Below are 16041 nucleotides of genomic sequence, written 5' to 3'. Positions count from 1 at the left end.
CTCCTTACACCGCGCGCAGCGCGGGACTGATCGGGAATTCGACCGGCAGTGCCACCATGGCGCGGTGGAACGGGCCGGGTCGCCAGGAGATGTCGTGTTTCGGGACGGCCAACGTCAGGTCCGGCACCGCGTCCAGCAACTGGTCGATGGCGGTCTGCGCGACCAGGTAGGCCACCGATCGGGCGGGGCAGGCGTGCGGGCCCGCGCTCCAGGCCAGGTGCGACCGGTTGCCGGTGCGGTCGCCGCCCGCGATCTCGGGATCGTTGTTGCAGGCGGCGAGGCTGATCAGGACCGGCTGATGGGCGGGCAGCCAGGTGGTGTCGATGAGGATGGGCTGACGCGGATAGCTGATGGAGAAGTTGGCCATCGGCGGGTCGTTGAAGAGCACCTCGTCGAGCGCGTCGCGGGTGGATAGGCTGCCGCCCAGCATGTCTCCGCCGAAACGGTCGTCGGTGAGCATGAGCAGCAGGGTGTTACTGATCAGGTTCTGCATGGGCTCGAGGCCCGCGCCGTAGAAGCTGACCAGCTGGTACAGCATCTCCTCGTCGTTCAGCGCGGACGAGTGATGGGCCATGCGCGAGGTGACGTCGTCGCCGGGCTCGGCGCGGCGCATGGCGATGAGCTCCATGAGCGCCTCGGCCAGGGTCTGCATGCCCCACGCGGCATTGACGGTGTCGAACAGCGCGGCCATGCCGGTGGCGACCCGCTGGCCGATATCCGCTGGGCAGCCGACCAATTGGTTGAGCACCTCGAACACCAGTGGCAGCGCATACTGCGACACCAGGTCCGCGCCGCCCTCGACGGCCAGGCCCGCGATGAGCCGGCCCGCGATCTCCTCGACCGTGGAATGCACGGCGTGCAGGTCGATCCCGTCGATACCGGCGGTGTAGGCCTGCCGGTAGCGGGTGTGCTCGGCGCCCGCGTTGCGCAGCGCGTTGGGGTACCACTGCATCATCGGCCGGATGGGCGAATCCTCGGGGATGCCCTCCTGCCAGACCCGCGGATCGGCCGGAAAGTGCTCGGGATCATTGAGGATTCGCAGCGCGGTCCGATAGCTCACCACCAGCGTCGCGGGCACGCCGGGCGCCAGCTCGATGGGCACCATGGAGCCGTGCTTCCGACGCATCTCGCGATAGGCGCGATGCGGATCGGCCGCGAATTCCGGTGTTCCCAACAGCATCCGGGGCTCTGCCACTCCGACCGGCGATCCTCCGCGCACCGGGCATCCCCCAGCTCCCGAGACCACGCCCCACGATCCTGTCGACTCCAAGTCCGAAACTCCCTACCGACGAACGACTTTCACCGGACCCACCGGGTCGTCCCCGTCGAGTCAACGCTTCGAACCCTAGCAGCCTCGCAGCACACCCACCCCTTTTGTGAAACGGCAACCACCGGTCCTACTCCTCGACAATCGAGGTGATGAGCGTGCGGCTGCCGACGGTGCGGGTGGTGACTGTCTGGGTGAAGACGTCCTGCAGTTCGCCGGGACGCTGCTGGGCGACCTTCACCGCCCAGTGGTCGTCGTCGGCGGCGGCGATCCGGCTGACCTGCACGCAGTAGCGGGTGCCGATGGGCAGCGAGTCGATGCCGCTCTGGATCTTGGCGGCGTCCGCGACATTCGCCGCGTCCTCGGCCACGAATTCCCGTGCGACGCTGCCGGAGCGGAGCACGTAGTAGGCGTACTCGAAGGCGAGGACGGCATCGGGGCCGCTGGCGATGCCGCCGGGATCGGTGCCGGTCACCCCGTCGGGGGTGCGGCGGGACTGGCAGCCGTCGGCGGCCGCGGCCGCGCCCGCGGAGGTGGTGATCGAGGTGGGGACGACGCTCGTGCTGCGGCGGGTGGGTGCTGCCGCCGTGGAGCTGGTCGGGGCCCCGGCCGCACTGCGCGGGCTGGAGTCGGCGAGCGTGGTCAGGATTCCGACGGCGGCGACCGCCGCTCCGGCCAGCAGCGCCACGGCCAGGAACACCAGCAGGGTGCGCGAGCGCGTCCACTGGCGCGACGATGGAGTCGCCTTGTGGCTGTGCGTCTCCCGAGGCGGCGGCGCCGGTGTCCGAGGCCGCGCGCCCTCGATCGCCTCGCTCACCGCGACCGACAGTTCGGTGCAGGTGGCGAAGCGGGCCCGGGGATTCTTCGCCATCGCCCGGGCCAGCACCGGATCCAGGGCGGCGGGCAGCGCCGGATTCCGTTCCCGCACCGAGGGCACCGGCGCCCGGACGTGCCGGTAGATCAGCCGCGGCAGATCCGTGTCGGCGAACGGCGGTGCGCCGGTGAGCATTTCGAACAGCGTGCAGCCGAGGGAGTAGACGTCGGCGCGACGGTCGACCCGGGCCTCGCCACTGAAACGCTCCGGCGCGGTGTACTGGAAACTGGCCACCACCTCACCGTTCTCGGTGATGCCGCGCACCTCGTGCCGGGACTCGGCGATGCCGAAGTCGGTGAGCAGCGCCCACTCTCGCGGCTGGGCGGTCAGCAGCACATTGGCGGGCTTGACGTCGCGGTGCAGCACGCCCGCCTCGTGGGCATAGTCCAGGGCGCGTGCCAGGTCGGCGGTGATGGCGGCGGCGCGGGCGGGCTCCAGGGGCCCGTCCAGCAGTTCCGCGGCGAGATCGGAGCCGTCGACGTAGGCCATGGCCAGCCACAGCTGTCCCTGTTCCTCGCCGCGAGCGTAGATGGTGACGATGTTCGGATGCGACAGCCGGGCAATGATGTTCGCCTCCCGCAGGAAACGCTGCCGGGTCTCGTCGTCATCGCTGGCCACGCGATTGAGCAGCTTCAATGCGACGAACCTGGGTAGGTCCCGATCGTGGGCCAGATACACCTCGCCCATCCCACCGGCACCCAGTAGTCGCTCGACCCGATATCCGGCGAAGACCACGCCGGTCCGGAGCTGCTCAGCCAACCAAATCCTCCCGATCCACGTGCACCGCAGACAATACCGGGCACCCGGGGCCGAGTCCGCCGCCCCGCCCCACCCGGTTCCGCGGCCCGGCATCCGGCACGAAACGGGGGTGAACGGGGTGTGCGGGTTGGATACGCTGGAGGGGAACGGCTTCCGCGCGCAACGGGGCGAGTCGCCGGGGGTCGTCTCGGGCCGGATGGCAGGAGCCGGGCTGTGCGGTCGTGGAATTCGGCCGGCCGGAAGGACATCCGATGATGAGGACTGTACGGATGCTGGCGGGGGTGATCGCGGCCGCCGGGCTCGCGTTGGGCATCGGCGGCGTGGGCGCGGCCCCGGCGCAGGCGGATTGGCTGCCGCAGTGGGCGCCCTTCGGCACCACGGTGTTCACCTTCGGGGACGCGAATTTCTGTGCGGGACAGATCGCGGTGGGCCTGGAGGCCGCGCACGGCATGCCCGGCCATGTGACCGCGCACGTGACACCGCTGGGGTATCTGGGTGGGCCGTGCGGCAATCACATCGTGCTGGGCTGGCTGGGGTCCGCGGGCGGCGGCTCGCGGGATGTGTATGTCCGCACCGGCGCTGGTCCGGGCGAGACCCAGACGGTCGACCTGTGGGTCGGGATGGGACTGGCCAAGCTGTTCGCCAACAGCTGGCCGCTGCAGGGCCCGTGGGCGGAGTGGTATCTGATCGTGCCCTGAGCGAGCGCTGTACGCCCTGCGCGAGCGCTGTGCCCTGGCCGCAGCGCTATTCGGACGTCGCCGGCCGCAGGCAGGCGATCGCGGTGGCGGATTCGGACACGATCTCGCGCATGGCGGATTCGGCGCCGGGGCCGTCACCGGACTGGATCGCCGCGGCGACGGCGGCGTGCAGCTGCAGGGCCTGCGGATTGGCCTGCGCCGGCATGAGCTCGTGTTCGGTTCTGCCGGTGAGGACTTCGCGAATGATCGGGGCGAAGACCTGTAGCAGCGGATTGCCGGACGCGGCCAGCAGGGTGGCGTGGAAGGCGATGTCGTGGTCGAGATAGGCGGCGGTGTTGGCGGCGCGGGCCGTGGCCGACATACCCATGACCGCCGCGGTCAGGGCCGCGCACTGCTCCGGCGTCGCGTGCGCGGCGGCCCCGCGCGCGGCCAGTGGTTCGATGCCGGAACGGAGTTCGGCCAGCCACGCCAGCTGGGCGAAGCGGTGGGGGCCGGCGAGTTGCCAGCGGATCAGCTTGGGGTCCAGCGCATGCCAGTGCGCGGGGTCCAGGACGGTGATGCCCGCGCGCCGGCGGATGCTGACCATGCCCAGGGATTCCAGCACGCGCACGACCTCGCGGGCGACGGTGCGGGAGACGTCGAAGCGGGTGGCGATCTCGTCGGAGGAGATGCGCGTGCCGGGCGCGATGCCACCGGAGGCGATGTCGGCACCGAGCCGATCCAGCACCGACTCGTGCAGGGGCAAGGACTCGGCGCGGTCGACCATGGCTTCAGTGTCACACATCCGAGGCATATCTATCGGCATCCAAAGAAGAATACGTAGTACTTATTTGCGGAACTGCTTGATATAGTCCTCCATATTGGGCTCTGTGCCCTGGATCACTCCACCTCGACTCGAAGAAGCGTCATGCCCAACCTCGAACCCCTCGCTGTCGCGAACCTGGCCGACGCGGCCACCCGGCACACCGGCAGCGCCCAGCTCATCACCGCGGCCGTGCTCGGTGTCGCGCTCATCGTCGGCCTGATCACCTGGCTGAAAATGCATCCGTTCCTGGCGCTGGCCATCGGCGCGGTCGCGGTCGGGCTCGTCGCCCGGCTGGGCGCGGCCGACACCGTGGCCTCCTTCGTCAAGGGCTTCGGCTCGACCATGGGCAGCGTCGGCATCCTGATCGGCTTCGGCGCCATGTTCGGCAAGCTGCTCGCCGATTCCGGCGGCGCGGATCAGGTGGTCGACACCCTGGTGAACCGGGCCGGGCCGCGGGCGCTGCCATGGGTGATGGGCCTGGTGGGCGCGATCATCGGCCTGCCCATGTTCTTCGAGATCGGCGTGGTGTTGCTGATGCCGGTCATCCTGCTGGTCGCCAACCGGTCGCGACTTCCCCTGATGGCGGTGGCGATTCCGGCGCTGGCGGGCCTGTCGGCCATGCACGGGCTGGTGCCGCCGCACCCGGGTCCGCTGGTCGCGGTGGCGGCGCTGAAAGCCGATCTCGGACTGACGCTGGGCCTGGGTGTGCTGGTCGCGGTGCCGACGGTGATCATCGCGGGGCCGCTGTTCGGGAAGCTGGCCGCGCGCTGGGTGAATGTGCCGGTCCCGGAACTGTTCTCGACCGGTGAGCCCGCCGAGCAGCCCGCTGCGGAGAAGGGGCCGCGGCCGAGCTTCACCGCCACGCTGGCGGCCATCCTGCTGCCGGTCGTGCTGATGCTGGGCAGCGCGGTCTTCGACGTGGTGTCGCCGAAGTCCGGATCCCAGGTGAAGAAGGTCCTGGATGTGCTCGGCACGCCGGTCGTCGCACTGGGTATCGCGCTGATCGTGGGCATGATCGTGCTCGGCCGTGGCGGCCGCATGACGCGGGACGCCCTGGCCGACACCATGAACAGCGCGCTGCCGCCGGTCGCGGGCATTCTGCTGATCGTCGGCGCGGGCGGTGGCTTCAAACAGGTGCTGGTCGACACCGGCATCGCCGGCACCATTGCCGACGCGATTCGCGACAGCAGCCTGCCGGTGCTGCTGCTGGCCTGGTTCGTGGCCGCGCTGATCCGGGTCGCCACCGGGTCGGCCACCGTCGCGACGGTGACGGCGTCGGGCATTCTCGCTCCGGTCGCGGCCGGGCTCACCACCTCCCACGTGTCACTCATGGTGCTGGCGATCGGCTCGGGCTCGCTGTTCCTGTCGCACGTCAACGACGCCGGGTTCTGGATGGTCAAGGAGTATCTGCGCCTGGACGTCGTGCAGACGCTGAAGTCGTGGAGCCTGATGGAATGCGTGATCTCACTGGCCGGGCTGGCGGGCGTGCTCGCCCTGAGCGCGGTCGTCTAGGAGCAGCGATGGCAACCCCCGCGCGACCGCAGATCGTGGTGCTCATGGGCGTCTCCGGATCCGGGAAATCCACGGTCGCGGGCATGCTGGTCAGCAGCCTGGGCTGGGATCTCCTGGAAGGCGACGACCTGCATCCGCCCGCCAATATCGCGAAGATGGCCGCGGGCCACGCCCTCACCGACGCCGATCGGGAGCCGTGGCTGGAGGCCATCGCGGCCTGGATGTCCGACGAGTTCACGGCGGGCCGCTCGGCCGTCGTGACCTGCTCGGCCTTGAAGCGTTCCTACCGGGACGTGCTGCGCCGCAGCCTCGCCGGACACCCCGGCGCGGTGCTGACCTTCGTGCATCTCACGGGATCCCGGGACGAGTTGCAGCGCCGCCTCACCGCGCGCATGGACCATTTCATGCCGCCGGGCCTGCTCGATTCCCAGCTCGGCACCCTGGAGGCGCCGGGTCCCGACGAGCATATTCTCAGCATCGAAATCGGCGCTCCCCCACGCGAAGTCGCCGCCGCGGCACTGGCCGCCATCCGGGCTCACAGCTGACACAAAGCTTCAGCTCAGCTTCAGGCCGGCTCTCTACGATCACTCGCGTGAACGCACCGAGATTCGCCGCAGCGATCCTGCTGTCCACCGCCTTCATGGCCGCCGGGTGCGGGCACCCGCAGGCCCGCGCCGCCGGCGACACCACCGTCACCCTCGAATACGGTGGACTGCAGCGGCAATACATCGTCCACTACCCCGCCAACCGCCCGCAGGGCCTGCTGCCGGCCGTGCTCGCCTTCCACGGTGGCGGCGGCAATGCCGAGAACATGGCCGGTTCGTTCGGCTTCGACAAGGCCTCCGACGCCGATGGTTTCATCGCCGTCTACCCGAACGGCTACGAGAAGTCCTGGAACGACGGCCGTGGCGACGACACCAATGCCAGCGCCGCGAATATCGACGACGTGGGTTTCGTTGCGGCCGTGATCGACCGGATCATCGCGAACGACTCCGTGGACCCCACCCGCGTCTACGCCACCGGCATGTCCAATGGCGGCATGTTCACCGAGGACCTCGGCTGCCGCCTGTCCGGGAAGCTGGCGGCCATCGCCCCGGTGGCGGGCCCGCTCCCGCAGGCCGACGTATCCGCTTGCACCCCAACCCATTCTCTGCCGGTCCTGGAGATCCATGGCACCTCCGACCCGATCGTCCCCTATGGCGGCGGTGTCGTGCGCGTCACCTCCGGCCACCACGGCGCGGGCTCGAGCCCGGTGCTCTCGGTCGACGCCACCCAGCAGCTGTGGCGGGAGAAGAACTCCTGCGGCGCGGCCACCACGACGACGCTCCCGCAGCGCACCGACGACGGCACCACCGTGACCGTCCAGTCCTCCGACTGCGCGAACGGCGCCGAGGTCGAGCTCTATTCGATCGCCGAGGGCGGCCACACCTGGCCGGACGGCCCGCAATACCTGCCGCAGGTGATTGTCGGCAAGGTCACCCACCAGTTCGACGCCACCGACGTGATCTGGCAGTTCTTCGCCCAGTACCACGCCTAGCCGCCCGGTGAATCCACGTGTAGCAGCCAGGTGAACACGGGACGACCAGGACATACCGGTACCGTGGACCAATGGCCGCCTCACAGTTTGCCTGTCGGTAACTCTCGTATGAAACAACCAACGCACAAGCGCCGGATGGTTCCACGAGAGGTGGGCAGCACCTAATGCCGCAACAGCAGGCCGATACCGAGATAGTCGCGACCCCGATGCTGCGGGCCGCCCTCGCACCGCCGGCCCGCACACTGGTCGATATTCTCGCCGCCACCGCCGCGGCGTACCCCGACGCACCCGCCCTCGACGACGGTGAGGTGGAACTCGGATACGCGGAGCTGCTCGCGGAGATCGCGCTCGAGGTCGAGCGCCTGGCCGCGGCCGGGGTGCGGGCGGGCGACCGGGTCGGGGTGCGGATGCCGTCCGGCACGCGCGGGCTGTACATCACGATCCTGGCGGTCCTGCACGCCGGAGCCGCGTACGTGCCGGTGGACGCCGATGATCCCGACGAACGCGCGCGGCTGGTGTTCGGGGAGGCCCGGGTCTCGGCCATCGTGACCGCGGCCGGGATCGAATCCACCGGAGTGGCAAGGGAATCCGGCGACCGGGTGACGTCGACGGCCGTGCCGACGCCCGCCGACGACGCGTGGATCATCTTCACCTCCGGCTCCACCGGCACACCGAAAGGTGTTGCGGTGACCCATCGCAATGCCGCGGCGTTCGTCGATGCCGAGGCGCGGCTGTTCCTCCAGGACGCGCCGATCGGGCCCGGGGATCGGGTGCTGGCCGGACTGTCGGTCGCCTTCGACGCCTCGTGCGAGGAGATGTGGCTGGCGTGGCGGCACGGGGCCTGCCTGGTCCCGGCGCCGCGCGCGCTGGTGCGGACCGGCGCCGATCTGGGGCCGTGGCTGGTCCGCCGGGAGATCAGCATCGTCTCGACCGTGCCCACGCTGGCGGCCACCTGGCCGGCCGAGGCGCTCGAACCCGTGCGACTGCTCATCTTCGGCGGTGAGGCGGTGCCGCCCGAGCTGGCCGAACGGCTTGCCGGCAACCAGGATTCCGAGCGTGAGGTGTGGAATACCTACGGCCCCACCGAGGCCACCGTGGTGGCCTGCGCCGCGCTGCTGGACGGCGGCTTCCCCATCCGGATCGGGCTGCCGCTGGACGGCTGGGACCTGACCGTCGTCGACGCGGCCGGAGATCCGGTGGGCGAGGGCGAATCCGGTGAGCTGGTCATCGGCGGCGTCGGGCTGGCGCGCTATCTCGACCCGGCCAAGGATGCCGAGAAGTACGCGCCGCTGCCGTCGGTCGGCTGGGAGCGCGCCTACCGCAGTGGCGATCTGGTGCGCAACGATCGCGAGGGACTGGTCTTCCTGGGCCGGGCCGATGATCAGATCAAACTGGGTGGCCGCCGCATCGAGCTCGGCGAGATCGACAACGCGCTGCAGCATCTGCCGGGTGTGACGGGCGCGGCGGCCGCGATCCGGACCACCAAGGCGGGCAACAAGATCCTGGTCGGCTACCTGACCGGACCCGGCGCCGATTACGACCTCACCGCCGCGAGAACCATTCTCGCCGAACAGCTTCCGGCCCCGCTGGTGCCGCGACTGGCCGTGGTCGGGGAACTGCCCGCCCGTACCTCCGGCAAGGTCGACCGCGACGCGCTGCCCTGGCCGCTGCCCAAGGCCATCGCCGCCACTCCCGAGAGCGGTCTGTCGGAGACCGAGCGGTGGGTCGCGGGACTGTGGGATTCGATTCTCGGCGCGGAGGTCACCGACCCGGACGCCGACTTCTTCGATCTGGGCGGCGGCTCGCTGGCGGCCGCCCAGCTGGTGACGGCGCTGCGGGAACGGCAGCCGCGCATCGCCGTCGCGGACCTCTACGACCATCCGCGGCTGGGCGCCCTGGCCGCCCTGCTCGACGGCTTCGCCCCGACCGCGGCGGTCGAGGAGCGACTGGTCCGGCCGGTACCCCGGTCGGCGCAGCTGTTCCAGGTGCTGGCGACGATTCCGCTCACCACCCTGACCGGTCTGCAATGGCTGACCTGGCTGGCGATCGTCGGCAATGTCGCCGCCTGGTCGGGGTCGCTGCCGTGGCTGCCGCACCTGTCGTGGTGGTGGATGCTGGTGGCGTTCCTGCTCTTCATCTCCCCGCCCGGGCGGATGGCGCTGTGCGTGGCCGGTTCCCGGCTGCTGCTGCGCGGCGTGCGCGCGGGCACCTACCCCCGTGGCGGGCAGGTGCACCTGCGGCTGTGGACGGCCGTGCGACTGTCCGAGGCCAGCGGCGCCGAGAACCTGTCGGGCGCACCGTGGATGGTGCCGTTCGCTCGGGCGCTGGGCGCGAAGGTGGGCCGGGGCGTCGACCTGCACACGCTGCCGCCGGTCACCGGCATGCTGGAGCTGGGTGACGGCTGCAGCGTCGAACCCGAGGTGGACCTGTCCGGCTTCTGGATCGACGGCGATCTCGTGCACATCGGCCCGATCGAGATCGGGCCGGGCGCGGTGGTCGGCGCCCGCTCGATCCTGCTGCCCGGCACCAGGATCGGACGCAATGCCGAGATCGCGCCCGGCTCCTCGGTGTCGGGCAAGGTGAAGGCCGAACAGGAGTGGGCGGGCTCCCCCGCCGTGAAAGTCGGCCGGGCACAGCATCGCTGGCCCGACGAGACGCCCGCACGGGCCGCGCACTGGGTGGCGATCTTCGGCATCACCTCCATGGTGCTGGCCGCGGTGCCGGTCTTCGCGCTGGGCACGGGGGGTCTGCTGATCGCCTGGTGGATTCGCGACACCCGGACGCTGGCAGCCGGATTCGAGCGTGCCTTCGCCGTCCTGCCGGTGGCCATGCTGCTGGTGCTGGGCGTGTACGCGGCGGTCACCATCGTGGCCGTGCGGCTGCTCGGCATCGGGCTGACCGAGGGCCACCACCCCGTGCGCAGCCGCCAGGGCTGGCAGGCGTGGGCCACCGAACGGCTGCTGGATTCCGCGCGCACCTTCCTGTTCCCGCTCTACGCCAGCCTGCTGACTCCGGTGTGGCTGCGCCTGCTGGGCGCGAAGGTCGGCAAGCGCGTGGAGGTTTCGACGGTCCTGCTGCTGCCGAAGTTCACCGTGGTCGCCGACGGCGCGTTCCTGGCCGACGACACCATGGTCGCCAGTTACGAACTCGGCGGCGGCTGGCTGCGCATCGGCGAGGCCAAGGTCGGCAAGCGCGCCTTCCTCGGCAACTCCGGCATGACCGCGCCCGGGCGGCGGGTACCCAAGAACGGCCTGGTCGCCGTGCTGTCGGCCGCGCCGTCCAAGGCGAAGGCCGGTTCGTCGTGGCTGGGCAGCCCGCCGACCCGCCTGCGCCGCGCCGCCGAATCCGGTGACACCGCACGCACCTTCGATCCGCCGTTCCGGCTGCGCGTGGCTCGCGCGGTGGTCGAGACCTGCCGGTTGATCCCGGTGTTCGTGACCTTCGCGATCGGCCTGGGCGTGTTGTTCGCCCTGGCCTGGCTGGCCCAGACCCTCGGCCACCTGCCCGCCGCATTGCTCAGCGGTGTGGTGCTGCTGGCGGCGGGCGCGGCGGCCGGCGTGGCTTCGGTGCTCGCGAAATGGCTGCTGGTGGGCCGGATTCGCACCGAGGAGCATCCGCTGTGGAGTTCGTTCGTGTGGCGCAACGAGGTTGCCGACACCTTCGTGGAGCATGTCGCCGCACCGTGGTTCGCGCGCGCCGCGACCGGTACGCCCGTGCTGAATGTCTGGTTGCGTGGACTCGGCGCCACCATCGGCCGCGGGGTATGGTGCGAATCCTATTGGCTTCCGGAGGCTGACCTGGTGACACTCGGTGACGGCGCGACCGTGGAACGCGGCTGCGTGGTGCAGACCCATCTGTTCCACGACCGCATCATGGCCGTGGACACCGTCACCCTCGGTGCGGGCGCCACTCTCGGACCGCACTGTGTCGCCCTGCCCGCCAGCGTGATCGGCGCGGGCGCGACCATCGGACCGGCCTCGCTGGTCATGCGCGGCGACAGCGTGCCGCCGTCCACGCGCTGGTGGGGCAACCCCATCGCGCCCTGGCCGGAGGGCGGTCGATGATGCCCGACCGGCTCGACCAGCCCATCGACGATTACCTGCCGCAGAACGGGAATCGCGGCTACCGGGTCTCCCGCTACGAGCTGGAGCTGGTGTACAAGGTCGCCAGTAACCGGCTGGCCGGGCGCGCCGACATCACCGCGGTCACCACCGGCGTGCGAGATCGGTTCGCGCTGGACCTGTCTCAGGCGCTGGCGGTGTCCAAGGTGTTCGTGAACGGGGCCAAGCCCGCCAAATTCACCCATCAGCGCGGCAAATTGGTGATCACGCCGCGGCAGCGGATTCCGGCGGGCGGGGTGCTGGCGCTCACCGTGCAGTACGCGGGCCCGCCTCGGCCGCTGCGCGGCCCGTGGGGCGAGGTCGGGTGGGAGGAGCTCACCGACGGCGTGCTGGTGGCCAGCCAGCCCAATGGCGCGGCCTCCTGGTTCCCATGTGACGATCACCCGAGTTCCAAGGCCAGCTACCGGATTTCGATCACCACCGACTCGCCGTACTACGCGCAGGCCAATGGCACCCTGGTGCGCAAGCAGACCAAGGCCAGCCAGACCACCTGGGTGTACGAGCAGCCCGAGCCGATGTCCACGTACCTGGCCACCATCCAGATCGGCCAGTACCGCAAGCAGCGGGTCGACGCGCCGCGCGGCGCGGTGCCCATGCAGGCGGTGCTGCCGCCGCGGCTGCGCGCCGCCTTCGAGCACGACTTCGCGCGGCAGCCGCGCATGATGGAGGTCTTCGCCGAGAAGTTCGGGCCGTACCCGTTCGAGGCGTACACGGTGGTGGTCACCGATGACGAACTCGAGATTCCCATTGAGGCGCAGGGTATTTCGGTCTTCGGGGCGAACCACTGCGACGGGCGGCGCGGCTACGAGCGGCTGGTCGCGCACGAGCTGGCCCACCAGTGGTTCGGCAACAGCCTGACCATCGCACGCTGGCGCGACATCTGGCTGCACGAAGGCTTCGCCTGTTACGCGGAATGGATCTGGTCGGAGGCGGCCGGCGGGCCGAGCGCGGACCAGCTGGCGCGCACCGCACACCGGAATCTGGCGCGACTGCCGCAGGACCTCCTGCTCGCCGACCCCGGACCGGACCACATGTTCGACGACCGGGTGTACAAGCGCGGTGCGCTCACACTGCATGCGTTGCGGCTCACACTCGGTGATCCCGTCTTCTTCGATCTGCTGCGCGAGTGGACCGCGCGGTACCGCCACGCCTCGATCACCACCGAGGAATTCACCGATCTGGCAGGGCATTACAGCACCAGGTCACTGCGATCACTCTGGGACAGCTGGCTGCACGCCCGGCCCCTGCCCCAATTACCCGCGCTCCCCGCGTTCGGGGCCACTTCCGATACCGGGTAGACTCCCAGCGAACACGTTGTTGATCATGGATGTGCCGGGCCCGGACAAACGCACGGTCACATCAGCGTCGTAGATCGCTACGAACTTCCAAGCAGCCCCCACTGCGCGGCTTAGCTTTCCTTACGGCGATCGATTTTGCCCACTGGCAATCTCGCCACCTTTGTGCCCCCGGCGCGGATCCGAGATCCGCAGCACGGCTCGGGCACACCCCGATGCCTGAAAGGCACTGCAACACCGATGACTTCTGCCCCTGCCTCCTTTGCCGCGCTCGGCGTCCGCGACCCCCTGGTCCGTGCGCTCACCAACGCCGGCATCACCGAGCCCTTCCCCATCCAGGCCGACACCCTGCCCGATTCACTGGCCGGGCGCGATGTGCTCGGGCGCGGAAGGACCGGCAGCGGAAAGACCCTGGCGTTCTCCATTCCGATGGTGGATCGCCTCGGCGAGCGCGCCCAGCGGTGTGCGCCGAATCACCCGGCCGGGCTGGTGCTCGCGCCGACCCGGGAACTGGCGACCCAGATCGCGGCCACCCTGGAGCCGCTCGCGGCCGCCTATCGCATGTCGGTGACCACCATCTTCGGCGGTGTCTCCCAGCATCGGCAGGTACAGGCGCTGAAGCGGGGCGTGGACATCGTCATCGCCTGCCCGGGCCGCCTCGAGGATCTGATGCGGCAGGACCTGATCAGCCTCGACTCGGTCGAGATCACCATCATCGACGAGGCCGACCACATGGCCGATCTGGGCTTCCTGCCCGGCGTCACCCGCATCCTGGCCGCGACGCCCGAAGACGGTCAGCGCCTGCTGTTCTCGGCCACCCTGGACAACGGCGTCAACAAGCTGGTCCAGCGGTTCCTCCCCGATGCGGTGAAACACGCTGTGGACGAAGCGAATTCGCCGGTCGCCGCCATGACCCACCACGTGTTCGAGGTGCCGACCACGGAGGCCAAGCGCGCGGTCGTGCACCGCCTGGCCTCCGGGTCCGAACGCCGAATCCTGTTCACCCGCACCAAACATCAGGCCCGCAAGCTGGCCCGCCAGCTCACCACCGCCGGCATCCCCGCCGTCGACCTGCACGGCAATCTCACCCAGCCGGCCCGCGATCGCAACCTCGCCGCCTTCGCCGCCGGCACCGCCAAGGTCCTGGTCGCCACCGATGTCGCGGCCCGCGGCGTCCACGTCGACGGCGTCGAACTCGTGGTCCACGTGGATCCGCCCGCCGAGCACAAGGCCTACCTGCACCGCTCCGGCCGCACCGCCCGCGCCGGCAACCACGGCGACGTCATCACCCTGGTCCTGCCCGACCAGCGCACCGACCTCGCCGCCCTCATGCGCAAGGCCAAGATCACCGCCACCCCGCAGTCGGTGACCGCCGAATCCCCGGCGGTCACGCAGCTGATCGGCGAGGTGGCCCCGCTGGTCGCCCTCCCCGCGGCCGAGGCCGCCGCACCGCACCGCGTGGACACCTCGGCCGCCTCCCCCGCACGCGGAGCCCGCCAGCCCAAGAAGCGGACCCGCCCGGCCGCGGCCGACGCCAAGCAGACCGCACCTCGGAACCGCCGCAGGCAGGGCTCCCAGCACGCCGACGATGCGCGCACCCCCGACCGCCCCGCGGTCCGGAAGCCCGACACCGCCACCGACGGCAGGCCCACCCGCCGCGCGGGAAGCCGTGCCGGCGGTAAGCCTCGCGTCTCGGCCACGAACACCTCGAACGGCCACAATCCGCGTACCGGCGTCACCCGCGACGAGAACCAGGGCACCCGCGCCCGGACCGAGCGCCGCGGCACGGCCAATGCGCCGCAGGGTGCCCCCGCCGAACCGCGGACGCGCGGCACGTCCGGCCGGACCGCATCCCAGCGCACCGACGGCGCCCCTCGCCGTCGTCGCGCCAACTGACACTCCCGACGACCGCCGCCGCGGCCACCTCGCCGGTGCGCCCGCGGCGCGGCGGCAGCCAGGAGAGTGCGTCCAGAATGTGACATTTGCCCGTATCTAGCGGGCGCATATTTTCCTACAGTTATTGAATAGCAAGCAGTTACCCCGCTCTTACCTCGTGAATTCTCATCTGTCGTCCCGGACGCTTTGACAGGGGTCAGGAGACAAGTCATGAAGCCCGACGCCCCATTGAGTGAGCGGGTCATCGTCAAGTTCGAACGGGTCGAGAATCGCTATCGGGTCTCGGTGACGCCGGTCGATCGGCTGCAGTGGCGGGTGGGGTACGCGCCGGATATGAAAGCGGCCGTCCAGCTGGCCCGGGAACTGGCCAGCTGAGCACTACAGAGCGGGTGCCCCGGGTTCCAGGAGCCGCTTGGGGTGCATGCCATCGACCTGTCCGATGAACGGCGGATGAATGCTGTAGCCGAGCATTCGGCGAATATCCTCGGACACCGCGCGGACCGTATCGCGGGTCATGGAGAGCGTGAACGCTTCCTGCGGGCGCAGCCACGGTTCGCAGTATTGGGCGGTGAGCGCGAGGCGGGGATGCGCGGAGCGATTCGCACCGCCACCGTGCCAGAGAGTGCCGACGAAGAATACGCAGCTACCCGCCGGCATCACCACTGGTTCGCGGCGGTCGGATTCCCCGGGCAGGCGGTCGCCCCACAGGTGGCTGCCCGGAATGATGTCGGTCGCGCCGTTCTCGGCGGTGAAGTCGTCGATGGCCCAGATGGTGGCCGCCCCCAACCCCTTTCGCGGCCGCGGCAGCGGGTAGAAGCCGTCGTCGGTGTGCAGCATCTGCGCCTGCTCGCCGGGCAGGATGTTGATCACCTGCAGCATGGACAGCAGATAGTTCGGCAGGAACAGCCGGTCCAGCAGGGCCAGCACCCGCGGGTGGTCGGCGATGCGGTCGCAGGCGCGAGTCTTGTTCAGCACGCTGTAGATGCGCTGTGTCGAGTGCCCCTCGAAGTTGTTCCGGCCGATCCGATCCAGCAGTGGCACAACACTTTCCCGGATCCGGTCGAGTTCGGCCGGAGTCAGCATGTCGGGCAGGATCACATAGCCGTCCCGCTCGACGGCGGCCAGATCGGCCTCGGCCACCGCCGGATCCACGCTCGCGCCGCTGCTCGCGGTGCGCCGGTAGGTTCCGGCCAGATCGCCGTCCAGATCGCCTAGCGATGTCACCTTCGCGCTCATCCCGCCATCCTTTACATAACTGAGTTCTGTTATTGTTCGAC

At 70.0% G+C, this 16041-nt stretch carries 12 protein-coding genes; 8 read left to right on the top strand and 4 right to left on the bottom strand.

The features are described 5' to 3' along the window. Positions 1–4 precede the first annotated feature (4 nt). Entirely contained in the window at positions 5–1180 is a 1176-nt protein-coding gene (locus ACFXKA_RS29870; protein WP_379429874.1) for a cytochrome P450, read from the bottom strand. A gap of 217 nt (positions 1181–1397) precedes the next feature. Further along, on the bottom strand, positions 1398–2900 hold the full coding sequence (locus ACFXKA_RS29865; RefSeq protein WP_379429838.1) for a serine/threonine-protein kinase: 1503 nt from the start codon (positions 2898–2900) through the stop codon (positions 1398–1400). Positions 2901–3151: 251 nt separating this feature from the next. Between ACFXKA_RS29865 and ACFXKA_RS29860 the strand changes: the two genes are divergently transcribed. Further along, positions 3152–3598 carry a hypothetical protein gene (locus ACFXKA_RS29860; protein WP_379429837.1) on the top strand — a complete coding sequence of 149 codons (447 nt, stop codon included), beginning with the start codon at positions 3152–3154 and terminating at the stop codon, positions 3596–3598. Positions 3599–3644: 46 nt separating this feature from the next. On the opposite strand, the gene ACFXKA_RS29855 is transcribed toward ACFXKA_RS29860, so the two are convergent. Then, complete coding sequence (locus tag ACFXKA_RS29855) at positions 3645–4364, bottom strand: FadR/GntR family transcriptional regulator (RefSeq protein ID WP_379429836.1); 720 nt, start codon at positions 4362–4364, stop codon at positions 3645–3647. Between the two features lie 141 nt (positions 4365–4505). Here ACFXKA_RS29855 and ACFXKA_RS29850 point away from each other — a divergent pair, with 141 nt between their 5' ends. From ACFXKA_RS29850 to ACFXKA_RS29820, 7 genes are all read left to right on the top strand, one after another. Then, complete coding sequence (locus tag ACFXKA_RS29850) at positions 4506–5915, top strand: GntP family permease (protein WP_379429835.1); 1410 nt, start codon at positions 4506–4508, stop codon at positions 5913–5915. An 8-nt stretch (positions 5916–5923) separates the two neighbouring features. Next, positions 5924–6460 carry a gluconokinase gene (locus ACFXKA_RS29845; RefSeq protein WP_354845415.1) on the top strand — a complete coding sequence of 179 codons (537 nt, stop codon included), beginning with the start codon at positions 5924–5926 and terminating at the stop codon, positions 6458–6460. A gap of 47 nt (positions 6461–6507) precedes the next feature. Then, complete coding sequence (locus ACFXKA_RS29840; protein WP_379429834.1) at positions 6508–7452, top strand: alpha/beta hydrolase family esterase; 945 nt, start codon at positions 6508–6510, stop codon at positions 7450–7452. Positions 7453–7616: 164 nt separating this feature from the next. Next, a complete protein-coding gene (locus ACFXKA_RS29835) occupies positions 7617–11516 on the top strand; it encodes a Pls/PosA family non-ribosomal peptide synthetase (protein ID WP_379429833.1) in 3900 nt (1299 codons plus the stop codon). After that, on the top strand, positions 11513–12871 hold the full coding sequence (locus ACFXKA_RS29830; protein WP_379429832.1) for a M1 family metallopeptidase: 1359 nt from the start codon (positions 11513–11515) through the stop codon (positions 12869–12871). Before ACFXKA_RS29835 ends, ACFXKA_RS29830 begins: the two co-directional genes overlap by 4 nt. Positions 12872–13108: 237 nt before the next feature. Then, positions 13109–14764 carry a DEAD/DEAH box helicase gene (locus ACFXKA_RS29825; RefSeq protein WP_379429831.1) on the top strand — a complete coding sequence of 552 codons (1656 nt, stop codon included), beginning with the start codon at positions 13109–13111 and terminating at the stop codon, positions 14762–14764. A gap of 210 nt (positions 14765–14974) precedes the next feature. Next, positions 14975–15139, top strand: a complete 165-nt coding sequence (locus ACFXKA_RS29820) for a hypothetical protein (RefSeq protein WP_354845429.1) — start codon at positions 14975–14977, stop codon at positions 15137–15139. Positions 15140–15142: 3 nt separating this feature from the next. On the opposite strand, the gene ACFXKA_RS29815 is transcribed toward ACFXKA_RS29820, so the two are convergent. Beyond that, on the bottom strand, positions 15143–16000 hold the full coding sequence (locus tag ACFXKA_RS29815) for a phytanoyl-CoA dioxygenase family protein (RefSeq protein ID WP_379429830.1): 858 nt from the start codon (positions 15998–16000) through the stop codon (positions 15143–15145). Positions 16001–16041 lie beyond the last annotated feature (41 nt).

Source organism: Nocardia sp. NPDC059228 (assembly GCF_042754245.1).
Lineage (GTDB): Bacteria > Actinomycetota > Actinomycetes > Mycobacteriales > Mycobacteriaceae > Nocardia.
The sequence above is the reverse complement of the archived record's forward strand: the minus strand, read 5'-3'. Positions and strand labels throughout refer to the sequence as shown.

Excerpts from the sequence above, each read along its gene's own strand:
- ACFXKA_RS29870 (WP_379429874.1), bottom strand. The coding sequence starts at position 1,180 with ATGCTGTTGGGAACACCGGAATTCGCGGCCGATCCGCATCGCGCCTAT.
- ACFXKA_RS29820 (WP_354845429.1), top strand. The coding sequence starts at position 14,975 with ATGAAGCCCGACGCCCCATTGAGTGAGCGGGTCATCGTCAAGTTCGAA.
- ACFXKA_RS29830 (WP_379429832.1), top strand. The coding sequence starts at position 11,513 with ATGATGCCCGACCGGCTCGACCAGCCCATCGACGATTACCTGCCGCAG.
- ACFXKA_RS29835 (WP_379429833.1), top strand. The coding sequence starts at position 7,617 with ATGCCGCAACAGCAGGCCGATACCGAGATAGTCGCGACCCCGATGCTG.
- ACFXKA_RS29860 (WP_379429837.1), top strand. The coding sequence starts at position 3,152 with ATGATGAGGACTGTACGGATGCTGGCGGGGGTGATCGCGGCCGCCGGG.
- ACFXKA_RS29855 (WP_379429836.1), bottom strand. The coding sequence starts at position 4,364 with ATGGTCGACCGCGCCGAGTCCTTGCCCCTGCACGAGTCGGTGCTGGAT.
- ACFXKA_RS29825 (WP_379429831.1), top strand. The coding sequence starts at position 13,109 with ATGACTTCTGCCCCTGCCTCCTTTGCCGCGCTCGGCGTCCGCGACCCC.
- ACFXKA_RS29845 (WP_354845415.1), top strand. The coding sequence starts at position 5,924 with ATGGCAACCCCCGCGCGACCGCAGATCGTGGTGCTCATGGGCGTCTCC.
- ACFXKA_RS29815 (WP_379429830.1), bottom strand. The coding sequence starts at position 16,000 with ATGAGCGCGAAGGTGACATCGCTAGGCGATCTGGACGGCGATCTGGCC.
- ACFXKA_RS29850 (WP_379429835.1), top strand. The coding sequence starts at position 4,506 with ATGCCCAACCTCGAACCCCTCGCTGTCGCGAACCTGGCCGACGCGGCC.